The organism is Paracoccus chinensis, from assembly GCF_900102885.1.
Lineage (GTDB): Bacteria > Pseudomonadota > Alphaproteobacteria > Rhodobacterales > Rhodobacteraceae > Paracoccus > Paracoccus chinensis.
In genome coordinates, this window is record NZ_FNGE01000021.1 from 20,291 (window position 1) to 34,578 (window position 14,288).

15 protein-coding genes are annotated in these 14,288 nt (G+C 67.9%); 5 read left to right on the forward strand and 10 right to left on the reverse strand.

Going from position 1 to position 14,288, the window contains the following annotated elements:
• From BLQ03_RS18420 to BLQ03_RS18425, 5 genes are all read right to left on the reverse strand, one after another.
• Entirely contained in the window at positions 1–939 is a 939-nt protein-coding gene (locus BLQ03_RS18420; protein ID WP_090757186.1) for a phosphoenolpyruvate carboxykinase (ATP), read from the reverse strand.
• Complete coding sequence (locus BLQ03_RS15245; protein ID WP_090757187.1) at positions 936–2,846, reverse strand: asparagine synthetase B family protein; 1,911 nt, start codon at positions 2,844–2,846, stop codon at positions 936–938. Before BLQ03_RS15245 ends, BLQ03_RS18420 begins: the two co-directional genes overlap by 4 nt.
• Positions 2,843–3,298 (reverse strand): lasso peptide biosynthesis B2 protein, encoded by a 456-nt coding sequence (locus tag BLQ03_RS15250; protein ID WP_090757188.1) that lies wholly within the window; start codon positions 3,296–3,298, stop codon positions 2,843–2,845. Before BLQ03_RS15250 ends, BLQ03_RS15245 begins: the two co-directional genes overlap by 4 nt.
• A gap of 1 nt (position 3,299) precedes the next feature.
• On the reverse strand, positions 3,300–3,560 hold the full coding sequence (locus BLQ03_RS15255; RefSeq protein WP_217629776.1) for a PqqD family protein: 261 nt from the start codon (positions 3,558–3,560) through the stop codon (positions 3,300–3,302).
• Between the two features lie 126 nt (positions 3,561–3,686).
• Positions 3,687–3,824, reverse strand: coding sequence for a hypothetical protein (locus tag BLQ03_RS18425; protein ID WP_175558904.1), 138 nt, complete (start codon positions 3,822–3,824; stop codon positions 3,687–3,689).
• A gap of 366 nt (positions 3,825–4,190) precedes the next feature.
• Here BLQ03_RS18425 and BLQ03_RS15260 point away from each other — a divergent pair, with 366 nt between their 5' ends.
• On the forward strand, positions 4,191–4,871 hold the full coding sequence (locus tag BLQ03_RS15260) for a sugar transferase (protein ID WP_090757190.1): 681 nt from the start codon (positions 4,191–4,193) through the stop codon (positions 4,869–4,871).
• Positions 4,872–4,943: 72 nt separating this feature from the next.
• Complete coding sequence (locus BLQ03_RS15265; RefSeq protein WP_090757191.1) at positions 4,944–5,945, forward strand: glycosyltransferase; 1,002 nt, start codon at positions 4,944–4,946, stop codon at positions 5,943–5,945.
• On the opposite strand, the gene BLQ03_RS15270 is transcribed toward BLQ03_RS15265, so the two are convergent.
• Both BLQ03_RS15270 and BLQ03_RS15275 read right to left on the reverse strand, forming a co-directional pair.
• On the reverse strand, positions 5,942–7,264 hold the full coding sequence (locus BLQ03_RS15270) for an O-antigen ligase family protein (RefSeq protein ID WP_090757192.1): 1,323 nt from the start codon (positions 7,262–7,264) through the stop codon (positions 5,942–5,944). The genes BLQ03_RS15265 and BLQ03_RS15270 overlap by 4 nt on opposite strands.
• A gap of 203 nt (positions 7,265–7,467) precedes the next feature.
• Positions 7,468–8,439: a glycosyltransferase family 2 protein gene (locus BLQ03_RS15275; protein ID WP_090757193.1), complete on the reverse strand. Its 972-nt coding sequence runs from the start codon at positions 8,437–8,439 to the stop codon at positions 7,468–7,470.
• Between the two features lie 289 nt (positions 8,440–8,728).
• Here BLQ03_RS15275 and BLQ03_RS15280 point away from each other — a divergent pair, with 289 nt between their 5' ends.
• A complete protein-coding gene (locus BLQ03_RS15280) occupies positions 8,729–9,061 on the forward strand; it encodes a transposase (RefSeq protein WP_245688956.1) in 333 nt (110 codons plus the stop codon).
• Positions 9,004–9,852, forward strand: coding sequence for an IS3 family transposase (locus tag BLQ03_RS15285; protein WP_139166769.1), 849 nt, complete (start codon positions 9,004–9,006; stop codon positions 9,850–9,852). Before BLQ03_RS15280 ends, BLQ03_RS15285 begins: the two co-directional genes overlap by 58 nt.
• A gap of 74 nt (positions 9,853–9,926) precedes the next feature.
• Here BLQ03_RS15285 and BLQ03_RS15290 read toward each other — a convergent pair whose 3' ends face one another.
• Positions 9,927–10,712 carry a family 16 glycosylhydrolase gene (locus BLQ03_RS15290; protein WP_090757202.1) on the reverse strand — a complete coding sequence of 262 codons (786 nt, stop codon included), beginning with the start codon at positions 10,710–10,712 and terminating at the stop codon, positions 9,927–9,929.
• A 117-nt stretch (positions 10,713–10,829) separates the two neighbouring features.
• Between BLQ03_RS15290 and BLQ03_RS15295 the strand changes: the two genes are divergently transcribed.
• On the forward strand, positions 10,830–11,951 hold the full coding sequence (locus tag BLQ03_RS15295) for a glycosyltransferase family 2 protein (protein WP_175558905.1): 1,122 nt from the start codon (positions 10,830–10,832) through the stop codon (positions 11,949–11,951).
• Here BLQ03_RS15295 and BLQ03_RS15300 read toward each other — a convergent pair.
• A complete protein-coding gene (locus BLQ03_RS15300; protein WP_175558906.1) occupies positions 11,940–13,052 on the reverse strand; it encodes a nucleotidyltransferase family protein in 1,113 nt (370 codons plus the stop codon). The two genes, BLQ03_RS15295 and BLQ03_RS15300, sit on opposite strands and share 12 nt — an antisense overlap.
• 78 nt (positions 13,053–13,130) lie before the next feature.
• A complete protein-coding gene (locus BLQ03_RS15305; RefSeq protein ID WP_090757198.1) occupies positions 13,131–14,159 on the reverse strand; it encodes a replication initiator protein A in 1,029 nt (342 codons plus the stop codon).
• Positions 14,160–14,288 lie beyond the last annotated feature (129 nt).

A 14,288-nucleotide genomic window follows, 5' to 3' on the forward strand; every position in this document is an offset into this window, starting at 1 on the left:
TCAGCCTTTCCCAAGGTCGCGCTCGATGGCGGCGCGGATATCGTCGGCCCGGTCCAGCCCGTCGGCCAGAAGCAGGCGCCGGGGCGGGCAGTCCAGCGCCACGCGGCCGGCGGCGCGGAAATGCTCGGCCGCTGCCGCGCCGGCCAGCAGCGCCTGGCCGAAGCGGACGGCATAGGAAAAGCGCAGCACGGCGGTCAGCGCCTGCGAGGCCGGGATGGGCAGCACGGCCGAAGGCTCGCCTGCGGGGGCGCGTTCCAGCAGGTAAAGCCGCGCGGCGGGCGCCGGGGCAGGGGCCAGCCGGCCGGGGTCCAGCATGGCGCGGGCCTTGTCGATCGCATGGTGCACATGGCCGCGGACCGTGGCCCCCTCGGGCAGCAGTTGCGCCGCGCCCTCGGACAGCTTGACCTGACCGAAGCCCGGCAGCATCCGCCCCTCGGCATTGATGGCGACGAGGTCGTCGGCCAGCAGCTGCGCGCCGTTCCGCAGCAGGTTCGTGGCGGTGGTGGACTTGCCCACGCCCTTGTCGGCCAGGAAGGCGATGCCGTGTCCCCGGTAAACGACGGCGCTGGCGTGCAGGACGAAAAGGCCGTTGCGCCGCAGCGCCTCGAACAGGACCGGCCCCAGCAGCGGAAAGGCCAGCAGGTCGTCCGAGACGCCAAGCTTGCGCTCGATCCCAATGCGGCTGCCGTCGGCCGAGACCGAGAAGGCCCCGACCTCGGGCCACCAGAACCAGGTGCCTTCGGGCGCGAAGCGGCAGTCAGGACGTGGGGTGCGCGGAACCTGCGGCTGCGGCGTCTCGGTGATGCGCAGGTCGGCCGGGCCGCCGGGCGCGCGCGGGGACAGCTCGGGCAGGATCACGTCCGAGGCGATGGCGAGGCCATAGGCCGCATAGGCATGGGCCGGGGCGGACGCGGCGGACAGGGCAGGGGCAGCGGTCATGGGTCACTCGCAAGGATCGGGCAGGGCGCGCGGGACGCAAGAGAAGGGGGCGCGGCCGCAGAGGCAAGGGGTGCGCCGCGCTCGAACCAGGCGGCCAGCCACAGCGCCCGCCACAGCCGGAAGGCCACCTGCGGGTCAGGATCGGCCGAATGCGCTAGCCGGGTGGCATCGGCGCGCAGGACGCCCGCGTCCACCCAGCCCTGCAGGGAACCGGGACCGGCGCGGAAGGCGGCCAGCCGGCCCTGCGGGTCCTGCCGCAGCGTGGTCCAGAAATCGGCGATGAAGTTGGTCTTGTCCCGCCGCAGCCGCACCGATTCGGGCAGGACGCCCCGCATCGCCTCGCGCAGCAGGGCACGGGGCTGGCCGCCCGCGACCTTGGCCAGCATGGGCTGCCAGACGCAGAGTTCGACCACCCGGTGATCATAGAAGGGATAGCGTGGCGCCACGCCCTCGGCCTGCGCGGCCCGGCCGAGCACCTCAAAGGCGGTGGGGGCCAGCGGGCCGGTCATCATGGCGGCATGCAGGCGCAGGCCCTCGGGCAGGGCGCGGTCCTCGGGGTCGGGCCGGGTGCTGGCGCGGACCTGCTCGACCAGGCGGGTTTCGCGGGCGAGGTCGGGATCGACCAGCGCGCGCCATTCCTGCGGCGCCGGGCCGCTGTCCGTCAGCGCCCACCGGCCCAGCCGGCCGAAGCCGCGCCGGCCCTTGGCCGCCAGCAGGGCAGCAAGGGCCTGGGTCACGGATTCGCCGGTGAAGCGGGCCTGCCGTGCGGCCAGCGCCAGCGCCAGCGACCATTGGCCGGATTGGGCGATCAGCGCGATGTCGCGGGGGGTGCCGCCGATGACCTCGTCCCCGCCATGGCCGTTCAGCACGGCCACGCAGCCCTGCTCGCGCGCGGCGCGGTGAAGCCTGCGGGTACCCGTGAGGCCCGGGGCGAAAACCGGCTGGTCCTGCCAGTCGAGCTGCGCGTCGAAGTCGAACAGCTCTGCCGCCGCCGTTTCCCCGGGCAGCGGGACGGGGGCCAGTCCTTCGTCCGACCGGCGCAGCACGTCCCCGATATAGCGCCCCTCGTCCATCGCCGGGTCGCGATAGCGCAGCGACAGCGCCGGGCGGGGTTGGGGGGCAGGGGCATCCGGCCCCACCGACAGCAGCGCCAGAGTGCTGGAATCGAGCCCCCCGCTGAGCATGGTCGCGGTGGGACCGTCGGCGCAGGCCTGCAGCGTCGCATGGGCCAGCGCCGCATGCAGGGCGGCGCCTGCGTCCCGCGCCTCGGGCGGGGCGGTTCGTTCCAGCCGGTACCAGGGGCGCAGGGTCGTGGTCCCGTCCGGTTCGACCACCATCAGGTGACCGGGCGGCAGGCGCAGGACGCCCTTCCACGCCGTCCTTGCGGCATCAAGGGTCTGGCTTGACAGGAAGCCCGCCACCCAGGCGCGGTCGATCTCGGGCGCGGCGTCCAGTCCCGCCAGCACCGTGGACAAGTCGCCCGCGACCACCACCCGGTTCTGCGTGGCGGCATAGGTCAGCGGCTGGATGCCGAAGCGGTCGCGCACCACGGTCAGCCGCCGGGTCCGCGCGTCCCACAGGGCAAAGGCGAAGCCCCCGCACAGCCGGTCCAGCGCCTCGACACCCCAGCGCCGCCAGGCCGCCAGCACCAGGCCGACGGGGTCCATGTCCCGGTCGGCCGCCAGGGCGGCACGCAATTCGCCCAGGTCGGTCAGCGCAAGGTCCCCCGCGAGCGTCAGCGGCCCGAAGGACCGCGCGACCGAAGTCCCGGCCTGCCACAGCTGGATGCCCTCGCTGCCCCAGCGATGGGGGGCCTGCCCGGTGCGACGGGCAAGGTCCGCCTCGACGCGCCGGCTTGTGTCGGGCTGGTTCGCGCCGGGGCCCAGCAGGGCGGCAAAGCGGCTCATGTCCGCACACCCGGAAGGGTGAAGTCGTGCAGGGCACGATGGCGGGCATAATCCTCGGCCGTGCCGCCCAAGACGATGGTGTCCCCGGCCATCAGCCAGGCATGGGGGGCCAACCGACCCGGCGCCGGGGCCTGCGCGGGCACCGACAGCCGGATGGTCGAGGCAAGCCCGCGCTTCGCCAGCAACAGTTGCCCCGCGCTGGCCTGCGTCAGGCATGTCGCCCCCGGCACCAGCCGGGCGGCGTTGCGGACCGACCAGGCAATCTCGGCCAAGTCGGTGCGCGGCGCCGGGGCCGCGGGATCCGGGACGGAATGGGATTCGATCAGGCGGCGCAGGCGGTGATGGGCGCCGCGCCACAGATAGGCGCGCGCCAGCAGCACGGCGCCGAGCGCCTGCCACAGCAGGACGGCCTCGCGCCTGCGCAGCCGCCGGATGCGCCGCAGCACCCCCATCTCAGACAGTCTGGATCAGGCCATGCGTCAGCATGTCGTCCAGCAGGTCGGAGATGTCGCGCCGGCAGTCCTCGGGGGCCACCTTATACTCGGCCGCGATGGCGGCCGTCAGGTCGTCCACCGAGGCGGGGACCGCCATGCGGTCCCAGATCGCGGCGCCCACTGGGTCGAGGCTGAAGTAGGTGTTGGACCTCAGGTCGAGGATCGCGATGCCTTCCTCGACCTCGCAGGACACGCATTCGGGGGAAACGAGATAGGCCATGAATTCGATCATCTGGAATTGAAGTTGAAAATGAAAACGCAGGACAACCTTAACGAGATTTCCGGCGCCATTTCCATTACGGGGCCGGTGAGCAGGCGGCAGTTACCTGCCGCCTGCCCGTTCCCATTACGAGAAGGTCAGTTCGCTGGCAGGCGTACCCGTGGGGAAATCGCGGTCCAGAACGGATCCCGAGCTCATGCCCTGGGTCATCGCTTCCAGCTTGCCCTGCACGCGGAGAACGGGGCGGGTGTAGGTCTTGGTCATGGTGCACCTTGTAAAAACACGACAGTTCAACACTGCCCCGGGCAGATTTCTGTTTGAGCGGTTCTTTGCAACCTGTCCAAAAATACAGGTTAACTTTCTCGCCCTGAAAATCCCTTTGAACTTCAACAATTAGGACAAAAACCTCGGCCTGTGAGGTGCGGCAGGCATGTATTTTTTAACCATCGTGAGGAATTGATAAAATTTTAGCTAGATGAACGTGCCAGAGTTGATCTAGGTGAGCGCGGGGCCTTTTCCCCTTCCTCCGCCGCCGCGCTGGTAATTGTTCTGTTGTTCTTTGTAGGGCTGGTGTTCATGCAGATGCTCCGCGTTCAGGATCTCGTTGCCGAGAATGGCAAGGCTCCCCTCATGGCTGTCCCTGCGCGACCTGCCCCCCTGCGGGCGCGTCCCCCGGTCCTCGTGGTGCCGGCGGCCCCGGTCGGGGGCAGGGCGAAGCGGGCGCTCGACATCGGGCTGGTGCTTCTGGGCCTGCTGCTGCTCTGGCCGCTGATCCTGGGGCTGGTCGTTCTTCTCAAGGTGATGGATCCCGGCCCGGTGCTTTACGGGCACCGCCGCGTCGGCTTCGGCGGGCGCGAGTTCCGCTGCTGGAAGTTCCGCACCATGGTCGTGGACGGCGATGCCGTGCTGGAGCGCCACCTGCGCGAGAACCCTGCGGATGCCGCGCTCTGGAAGGAGCAGCGCAAGCTGGTCAACGATCCCCGCGTCACCCCCTTGGGAGCAGTCCTGCGCAAGCTCAGCCTGGACGAGCTGCCGCAGCTTCTCAACGTGCTGAAGGGCGAGATGAGTCTGGTCGGCCCCCGCCCGATCGTTCAGGCCGAGCTGGATCATTACGGCATCTCGGCCCGCCACTACCTCGCGACGCGCCCCGGCCTGACGGGCCAGTGGCAGATCAGCGGGCGCAGCGACACCACCTATGCCGAGCGGGTCCGCCTCGACCGCTTCTACGTCACCAACTGGAGCCTGTGGCGTGACCTGCGGATCATCTTCCTGACGATCCCCGCAGTGGCGCTGTCGCGCGGCGCGCATTAAGGCATCTTCCAGAGACTACCTTGAGGCGCGCCTCTGCGCGCGCTCCGGCTTGCCCTAGGAAAGGACTGCCACGTGCCCCGCCGCCGCAGAGTCGACCTGTTCTACCACGGCTACGAGCTTCCTGCGCTGGACCGGCCGTTCGGGCGCGTGCAGTCGAACCTGCACCTGCTGGCGCGGACAGCCTATCGTGGCTTGCGGCGGCGCCAACCCTATACCGGATTCTACACCGCCTTTCGCAACCTCAAGCGGGCGCTGGAGCAGGCTGGACTTGATGTCCATGTCAACGACTTCGCCCATGCCCGCCGCAATCCCACGCAGCCCATCGGCATCTCGGGCCATGCCGAGGTCTATAAGCATGTAGCGCTGTCCAATCCTGCCGTCTTCGGTCCCGGCTACGTTCCACCGCCCGAAACCATCGACGCGGTGGCGAAGGGGACCAACATCCGCATCTTCACCCAGCCTTCGGAATGGCCCTGCCGGATTCTGCGTTCCAAGTTGGGCGACCGGGTCCAGCCCATGTTCGCCCCTATCGACCTGTCCGCTTGGCCCGATCTTTCGGCAGGGTCCAAGACCCATGATGTCATCATCTACGACAAGATCCACTGGCATCGGGACGAGATGGTGCCTCGCATCCTGCAGCGCCTGCAGCGCCACCTTGCAGCCCGCAACCTCAGCCATGTGATGCTGAGATATGGACAGCATCATCTTTCCGACTATCGGGCGGCCCTGAAGGGCGCACGGGCACTGGTATTCCTGTCATCCCACGAAACCCAGGGTCTCGCTTATCAGGAGGCGCTGGCCTCGGGGCTGCCCATCTTCGCTTGGGATGAGGGCAGGCTGGTCGATCCTCGAGAGGTCAGGACGGCACCAGCCGATCTTGTCGTCTCATCGGTGCCCTATTTCGACGAGCGCTGCGGAATGACCTTCATGGAAACCGGCCTCGAGGATCGTTTCGACAGCTTCTGGGAAGCCCGGGACAGCTACGCCCCGCGTGCCTTTGTGGCCGAGACGCTTGGCCCCGAGCGTGCCGCCGGCATCTACCTCGACCTGCTCGACCGCGCCGCCACGGCCTAGGTGACGGCGGGCAGGCCCGGTCTGCCCGGTTTGTCCAGGGAACCTCCTGAATGCGTCAGGCGCTCCGCTTCGCGAAGCCTGCGCCCATAGCAGACGGCAACGATGATGGTCAGCGTCACAGCGTTGAACTGGTAGAAATAGACGACCTCGATCCACATCAGCAGGAACAGGCGCACCATGAACAGGGCGAAGAAGATCGATGCGGCCGAGGGGCTGCGGATCGCCCAGGAAAGCGAGGACCACAGGGCACCGAAGACAATGACCGTCTGCAGGGCGGTGCCAATCACACCGATCTCGACGGCGTTCGACAGAAGGGTGTTGTGGAAGTTGAAGCCGCCCCGGCCCTTGATGCCGAACTCGGCCCAGAGTTGCTCGGCCACAGGTTGGCCATGCACCCAGAAAGCTTGGTAGCCCACCCCCAGAAAGGGCCGCTCGGCGATCTGTTGAAGGGCGACGGCCCAGAGATCGGTCCGTCCGGTCAGGGTGATGTCCTTGCCGGTGAGATCAAGGAAAGCCTTGGCCAACTCGTCCGTCATGGACGACAGCAGGACCGCCACGGCCGCGGACAGCACGATCGTCATCGTGATCGCCACCAGCCGGACATGGGGCGTCAGGCGCTGCAGAAGCAGGATGAGACCGAAGATCATGACGACACCCAGGGTGCTGACCAGCGCCCCCGAGGATTTCCCCATCACCATCAGCACCGTTCCCAGCATCAGGCTGCCAAGCGCGGGCTGGCGCCAGCGGGGCGGCAGGCGGCGGTCGATCAGCACCGCCAGTGCCACGATGATGAGGAGGGCCATCGCGCCTGCCAGCGCGTTCTTGCTGGCATAAATGCCCAGATAACCCATGCCTCCCGCCCGGGTGCGGCCCGACAGGAGGCTTGCCACCCCTTCGAGCGAACTGGTCAGGAAGATGATCTTCACAAAGGTCATCGGCGCAATCCGGTAGGCCATGACCACTGCGATCGCTGCGGTCAGACATAACTGGATGCCATAGCGCAGCGTGAGCGAGGCATAGTCCGACCAGACGAAGGACATAAGGCACCAGAGCGCCATCAGGACGATGGCCCATTCCCGCCGCAGCGCGGCCAGGGTTTCGCCGGGACGTCTCAGCACAAGCGCCATGCCGCTCATCAGGAACAGCAGCGCTCCCAGCGAGCCCAGGACAGGGATGAAGGCGAGCCCGAAGATTGCGGCGAAAGCCGCCAGGACATCGGGCGAATAGCTGATCGTCCAGCCCTTCCGAGGTATCCCCCTGGCTTGCGTCCGTGCGGGGGTAACCTGCGCGCCTGACATCGCCACCGACATCAACAGCATGTCCTGAAGGGAATGGGGAACAAAGCGGCCTCGTCAATCGGCGTGGCGGCGAAAGGGATCGCACCGTCAGCGCCTTTCATCATGCAGGAAGCTAAGGCACCATCCTAGCCGCCAGCTCTGGCAAACCCAAGCCCTCGAAGGCCAGAAGGAGTGCGCCCCGATGCATCCGCGGACGATCCGGGAATAACCGTTACGCGTTTCGTTCATCGAGCGCCCTGCCCGGCTGTCTGCGCCAGGATGGCCGCAACGGAAGGGTGCTCGTGCCCCGCATGCCGCACGGCCAGCCGCTTGACTGTGGCCTTGGGAGAGGGATCGCCGGGAACGCCGGGTGCCCGGATGCCTGCCTTTCTCAGGGCCTCGCGCCGGCGGTCCATCGGCAGGCGCAGGATGCCCCCGTCGAGGAAGGCCTTTCGCAGCCGCTCGGGCGTTCCCGTCCAGACCGCACGCTGCAGGGCGGTCACCGAGGCCTTGAGATCAAGCTCGCGCCGCAGCCAGCCCTTGCCGAGGCCCGCGTTGCGGGTGGTGGACTGCTCGTTCTCGGCCCAGACGGCCAGCTTCTCGCGGCTGATGTAGACCGGCTCGGACACTAGCCGCGTTCGCAGGTATTCCTCCAGCGTCGGAATCGTCTCGACCCGGATGGCGAGTTCCCGGCGGATGTCCTTCGACCAGAACACCGCGCCGTTGGACAGGCCGACTGCCCCGAACATCGCCAGGTGCAGTTCCTCAGGGGCATGGGCGCGCTCGTCGAAGATCCCGTCGAAGATGCCCTCGTCCCCGATGCGGGCCTTCGGGGTGCGGCTGTCGTGCTCGATCACTTGGTTCAGCTGGCAGATCGTGACGCCTTCCTGCCGGATGATTTCGCAGCCCCGTGCCATGAACTCGGGACGCACCTGGTTGTCGTCCTCGAGCATGAAGAAGAAATCCGCCCCATGGGGGTTCTCGCGCAGGAAGCAGTCGTCGAGGTTCCTGACCATGAACTTCTGCGGGCGGTTCCAGACATGGCGGATGCGGGGGTCTCCCAGTTCCTCGACCACGGCGCGGGCGCTGCCGTCGGGGCAGTCGTCGCGCACCTCGCAGATCCACTCCTCATGCGACTGCGCCTGCAGGCAGCGCATGGCGCGGGTCAGAAGATCGGGGCGGCGATAGGTCGGGGTTCGGACGAGGACTAGGGGCATGCGTGATTCCCGCTTCAGGAAACGTAGTCTTTCGCAACCGCATGGCCGCAGGACCGGCATGTCGGCAAGTCGTCTTATTAGACAATTTGAACGTTCAGGATGCGAACTCGTCTTCCGCCGCAAGCGGCCACCTCTGCAGCCTCAGGGGGTGTTGATTTTCACCCGGAACTGACCCGGGTATGGAGTGAACCCCTCGGGCTGGACCACGGGGCCCGGAAACACTGATACGCTGAACGGCCTTGATCGGAGAAGGCTCATGACGTCACGAGGACCCTACCGTCGGCATTCGATGCCCTTCAAGCTGCAGCTCTGCCAAGACATCCGTTCCGGGGTGATCGGCCGGCGCGATGCACAGCGCAGCCACAACCTCTCCGCCAACCTCATTCAACTGTGGCTGACCCAGTTCGACCGGGGCGAGCTGAATGACGAGGAAGCCGAAGCCAGCGTCATCGTCGAGTATGAAGCTCGGATCGCAGCACTCGAGCGGAAGGTGGGTCAGCTCACGATGGAGCTGGATCTTGCCAAAAAAACACCGCGAATGCCGGCCGCGAACGGCAGCGAGAGATCCTTCGTGATCAGCGGCCCCGGGGCTGCTCCGTCAGACGGGGATGCAAAGCCATGAGCTTGCCGCGCAGCACGTATTACTATCGCTCGACCGGGAAACATGGAGTGCTGACGGACGCCGAGCTTGTCGCCATTATCGAGGACATCCAGGATGAACTCCCCTGCTATGGCTATCGGCGCGTGACCCACGAGCTTCGGCGCCGCGGCCTCGCGATCAATCACAAAAGGGTAGCAAGGGTGATGCGGATGGCGGGACTTGGCATCAAGCCCCGCAAGCGCTTTGTGCGCACGACCGACAGCCGGCACGACGGCCCGATCTTCCCCAACCTGTATCGCAACATCATCCCCGATCAACCGGACAGGGTCTGGGTTGCAGACTTCACTTACATTCGTGTCGCCACGGGCTTTTGCTACCTGGCCGTCATTCTGGATGCCTGCAGCCGGAAGGTTGTGGGCTATGCGCTATCACGGCACCTGGACACGGAACTGGCGCTCGCCGCCTTGGGCGCGGCTCTCGTGAGCAGGAACCCTCCCAAGGGCTGCATTCATCATGCCGATCGCGGCTGCCAATACGCATCCCAAAACTATCGTGATGCCCTTGAGGCTGCAGGCTTGCGCGGCTCGATGAGCAGCGTCGGTAACCCTTATCACAATGCGCAGGCCGAGAGCTTCATGAAGACCCTGAAGGTCGAAGAAGTCTACAGGGCCGGTTACGAGACCTTCGCCGATGTAGCAGCCCGATTGCCGACGTTCATCGAGCAGGTCTACAATGCAAAACGACTGCACTCAGCCCTCGGCTACCGAACCCCCGAGGAATTTGAAACCCTGTTTGCCCAGAAGGCGGCTTAGTTGAGATGGTGCGATGTGGTCCAGCCCGAGGGGTTCACTCCAAACCCGGGTCAGTTCCGGGTGAAAATCAACACTCAGGGGTCCAAGCACGTCACCGATCCCTCGAACAGGCACGCCTTTTCTAGCGGCGTATAGGCCACCCAGTCGATCTCGTAGCCGAGCGGGCTCTGGCGCGGGCCTTGGCGGCCCATCCAGTCGGTCAGGGTCTCCGTGCTCCAGAAGGACATGTAGAGCTTCTGGGGATGGGTCGGCAGGAGGCTGTTAGGGGCGGTGCGATGGACCTCCTGCCCGTCGAGGTACCAGGTGATGCCCTCCGGCTCCCAGCGGAAGGCGACGGTGTGGAACTCCTTGTCGAAGGGGGACGTGGAGGGGGCCGCGCCGCCGTTGTGGGGCTTGCCCGCGACATAGGTGTTCACCGTCATCTCGCCGGGCTCGCGGGTCAGGATCTCGATGTCGATCTCGTCATGGGGGGCGCCGTGAACTGGCCCGATATAGGTGAAAACCGAGGCGTTCAGGCCCGGTGCGCGGGGGGTGCGGATGCGCGCCTCGAAGGTGCCATGGTGGAGGCGGGCATGGGTCTGGACCTCGCCGCACCGGGGGGGCCTGTCCCCGTCTTCAGGCGCGGGGATGTGGAACAGCGTGAGGGTGCCGTCCTGCACCCGCACGGCCCCGGCCGACCAGTGGCAGTCCTGCCAGTCGCCGTTGGTCCAGCCGTCCGAGACATACCAGCGGTCGCGGTCCAGCCCTTCGGTGAAATCCTCGAAGAAGCCGGCCGTGTCGGGATGGGGCTCAGGGGTTTCGGCCGAAAGCGGCTGGCCCAGGGTGACCAGGGCGGCAAGAAGGATGGGGAGGTGGCGCATCTTCGGGCTCCTCGGCCGTGCGGTTGCTGCGAGGGGGTGCCCGGCTTATGGAAGCCCCGGGCGGGTCGGTCAACGGAAAGGCGTTCACATGTCGTGCAATCCGTGGAGACCAGCTGCATGACGACCCCTGATCCGTCGAAGCCGGTCGTTTCGGTCATCATGGCCAACTTCCGCGGCGCGGCGCATCTGGAAGCCGCCATGCGCGCGGTTCTTGCGCAATCCGAGCGGCGGCTGGAGCTGATCCTGGCCGACGACGCCTCCGACGACGATAGTGTGGCGATCGCGCGGGCGGTGGCTGCAGGGGACGACCGGGTGCGGGTCATTGCCAGTGCTCGCAACCAGGGGCCGGCCGCCACGCGCAACCTCGCGCTGGATGCAGCCCGGAGCGACTGGATCGCCATCGTGGACAGCGACGACCTGATCCACCCCGAGCGGCTCGCGCGCCTGGTTGCCGCAGCAGAGGCCGCGGGGGCCGATCTCGTGGCTGACGACCTCGTGCATTTCGGCGCCCCGGCCGAGCAGGGCCGCACCCTGCTGCAGTCCCTGGGCCTGGCCGCGCCGATGTGGCTGACGGCGGCGCCCTATCTGCGCGCCAACGGGGGCGACCCAGCCCTGCCCGCCTTCGGCTATCTCAAGCCGGTGATCCGGCGCGCGGTGCTGGGAAACCGGCGCTACGATCCCGGGCTGCGGATCGGCGAGGATTACGACCTCGTGCTGCGGCTGCTGATCGAGGGCGCACGCTTCCTTCTGCTGCCCGATCCGCTTTACGCCTATCGGCGGCACGCGGGCTCGATCTCGCACCGGTTGTCGGTCGGAACGGTCGAGGCCATGCTGGCGGCCCACCGCGCCCTGCCCCGCCTGGCCGATCCCGAGGCGCAGGCCGCCGCCGCAGCCGTGGACCGCCAGTTGCGCCGCGCCCTGCGCTACGAGCGGCTGGTGGCCGACCTCAAGGCGCGGCGCTGGAGCCGTGCCCTGCCCCGGCTGGCCGACCCGGCGATGATCGCAAGGCTGGCCGAAAGCCTGCGCGACCGCCGCCGCCGCAAGGCCGCCGCGGCGCAGGGACCAGGCGCCTCTGCCCCCCTAGGTCCCCTGTCCGATCTGCCGCCGCCCGGGCAGCCCTGGGAGAGCCCCCCTGCCCCCGTTGCGGGCCGGATCACAGCAACGGGTGTCCTTCCCCCGGGCGCCCCTGGCTGGGCCCTGTGGCTCGCGCAGGCAACGGCCGGGTCCTCAGCGGGCTGAGGGCTTCGTCCGCCGCTCCAGCACTCTCTGGACGCGCAGGGAGAGGGCCGCGCGGGCGGCCTCGGCCAGCAGCACATGGGGACGGCCCTCGGCCAGCATCCGCAGCATCTGCCGCCGTCGCGGCGCCTCGGCCCGGCGCTGCCAGGGCTGGAACACGAGGTCGCGCAGGACAGCCGGGTCGGTGGGTAGGCCGCGCAGGGGCCCGGCCCCCTGTGCCAGCGCCGGATGGTCGTGGCAGGCGCGGGCCAGCGCGATCCCCAGCGCCAGCGTGTGCCCCTGCCCGGCGGATGCCGCGATCCCGTCCAGCTTCCGGCGCTCGGCCGGGGTCAGGTGGGCGAGCCAATGCGCCAGCTCGGTCGCGGCCCAGCCGCAGGGCTCATGCGCCAGCAGCGCCTTGGCCAGCGTCACCGCCATCAGCAGGCAGCCGTCGGGGGGTGACAGGACCGGGACCGCCTGCCCCTCGTGGGTCTGCGTCGCCGTGCGGTCCAGCACGCCTTCCGCACGCCGCCAGTCCGGTAGGCCTGCCTGCTGCAGCCGGTGATGCAGGTCGATGACGGCGCCGTCGCTTTCACGCCGGAAATGCTGCTCGCCCAGGAAGGGGATCCACCAGAGCGCCTGTTCCTGCTCCATGGGCGCGAAGCCTAGGGTCTGCAGGACTGCCGCCGCCTGCCTGCGGTCGCGGGGCGCCACGAACAGGTCGATGTCGCCCGAGGGCCGCCGGAAGGGATCGCCATGGACGGCCATCTGCTGGAACGGTCCCTTCATCACCGCATGGCGCAGCCCGGCCCCGGCAAGGGCGCGGGAAGCCTCGGCCGTGACCGCCATGGCCTTGCGGTTCATGGCGGCAATGCGCAGCCGCACCTGCAGAAGCCGGGGAGCGAGCGCGGCGCAGCCCGGCGGAAGCGCGGCCGGGCTCACCGGCAGCTGGCCCAGCATCTTGTTCAGCCGGGCGATGTCGAACAGCCGGTCGGGATCGGGCGCCCGCCCTGCCCCGACCGGCACCGCCGCCCCCCCGTCAGGGGCCGAGGCCGCCAGCAGGACGCCGATCTCGGGCAGCGAATCCCCCCGGACCAACGCGATCGTTTCCTCGCTGAACCCCATCCGCTCCTCCTGGCCGCGCCGCATTTCACCCGAGCGACCGGGCCGAGGCAACCGGCGCATCGCCGCGGCCTCCTGCCCTCAGGGACGGCCGCGCTTTTCGGACCAGGACTGGCAGAAGCGGACGAAGTGGCGCGAAGGGTGCTTGGGCTCGATCTCCTCGGCCGCGCACCAGCGGCGCCATTCGCCTTCCAGGTGGCGCACGTCCCAGCCGGGGGCGGCGGCGCGGGCCTCCTCATAGGCCTCGGGGTCCAGCAGCCCCTCGAAGACCTCGGCCTCGGGCGCAGGCGCGGTGCCGCGGTTGCGGAAGACGACCTGCGTTCCGTCCTCGGAAAAGCGGATTGAATAGTCGGGCATGTGGGAATGGGCGATGTCCTCGCGGATCACGTTGGCCACGAGACGGCGGAACTCGAAGCTGGTCGAGGCGGAGCCGCATTTCTTCTGCAGCAGGTCCAGCCCCACGACCCATTCCTTCTGGTTGCCGCAGTGCTTGCGCGCGAGCTCGTAGAGCCGCCGTTCCAGCGGCCGCCGCAGGCGGAAGTAGTCGCGGCTGATCGTCAGCACCTCATGGGCGCGGATCGCGTTGAAGACCCAGTCCGACAGCTTGATCTCGATCTCCTGCATCCGCCCGTCGCGCGTTTCGCGCACGATGCGGGCGCTTTCGATCAGGCCGAAGGTTTCGAAGATTTCCTTGCCGCCGGTGGTGACGTTGGTCGAGATGCGCGTGCCCGCCAGTCGCTCCATCGCGGCCTTGAGAAGGCCGTAGCCGCGCCCCGTGGTCATGCGGTTGGTCGCGCGCAGGAGGTCCGAGGCCTGGAAGCGGACGACCTGGCTGACCTCGCGCCCGTCGTTCAGCGCCCGGATCAGCTGGCTGATGCAGAAGATCAGGATGTCGCGGTCGTGGACCGTGGCCATGCCGTCAGAGGAGGGCTTGATGTCGATCGAGAGACCGTTGTGCTCGTAATGGCGGGGCCTGAGGTCGGGCTTGGTCGAGAGCGAGAAGATCGGATGCTCCATCGAGCCCACGTCGGCCTTGGGAGCGGCGTTGAAGATGTCGCAGACAAAGAAATCGCGTTGGGGGTGACGGTCGGGAAGAAGCGGGCTGTTCATATGGCCTCGTGCTAAAAAACGACACTTCACCCATAACGACACTTCACACATGAATCAAGGTTAACGACACTTCACACATGAAACGGGCAGAAACGACACTTCACACATGGAGAAACGACACTTCACACA